The organism is Ureibacillus galli, assembly GCF_014836845.1.
GTDB lineage: Bacteria > Bacillota > Bacilli > Bacillales_A > Planococcaceae > Ureibacillus > Ureibacillus galli.
On sequence record NZ_JACSQA010000075.1, the window covers coordinates 1 to 933 of the forward strand.

Below are 933 nucleotides of genomic sequence, written 5' to 3' on the forward strand. Positions count from 1 at the left end.
ATAATTTGTTTGTTTTTCACCTGTTTGAGGTAATTTGTCTTGATCGTCGGTTGTATCTGGTGTTTTTTCTGGATGTTCTACAACGACATCTTCGTCATCCGTTGATCCATCATTATCTACGTTATCTGGCACATCCACTACTTCTTTCGGTACTACCTTCGTTTCAGTTGGTGGTGTCGTCAGTGGGTTTTTCGGATCTTTTCCAGGTTCATTTGGACCTACTGGTTGATCTGGATCAAACGCTGTTGCGATATTTTTAACTGTCGTATTTAATGCACTTTCTAACACTTTCACCTGGAAAGTGATCGTTGCCGTTTCCCCTGCTTTTAAGGTTACCGGTTGTACATTTAATAGACCTTTGCTCCATACGTCTTCATCAGCTAACGCTTGTCCATTCAGTTTCGTTGAACCGGAAACAAGTTGTACGCTTTCTGATAATTGATCTTGGATCGTTCCATTCCATACGCCACCTGTTTTTCCATTTTTCGCTTCAATTGTATACGTAATCACGTCTCCGACATGAACACTTTCTTTATCCGCTACTTTGGATAACGTAATATCCGCTGGAACTTTCACTTCTGTTCCTGGATTTTGTGGTTTGGCTGGTTGGTCTGGCTCTCCTGGATTTTCACCTGGAACCGTTCCTTCTACCGTTGCGACATTCGTAATTTCACCTTTTGCGTCTTCTGTTACAACGACAGTAAAGGCTACTTCCACTTTTTTGCCGCCTGTTAGGCTGCCGATGTCTGCTACTGTCACGACTTGTCCATTCACTGCACTGTCATCTTTCGCTTCCCCATTGATGGTTAACGTACCTGGTACATAGCTTAAGCCAGCTGGAATGTCATCGATGACTTTCACATTGTTGACAATCGTTGATGCGTCTTTGATGTTTTCTACCGTAATTTTATACGTCAGTTCATCGCCAACTTT

At 42.4% G+C, this 933-nt stretch carries 1 protein-coding gene; it reads right to left on the reverse strand.

All coding sequences use genetic code 11. From position 1 onward, the window contains the following. A partial coding sequence (locus tag H9636_RS18945) for a DUF11 domain-containing protein (RefSeq protein ID WP_191709103.1) occupies positions 1-933 on the reverse strand: 933 nt, incomplete at both ends.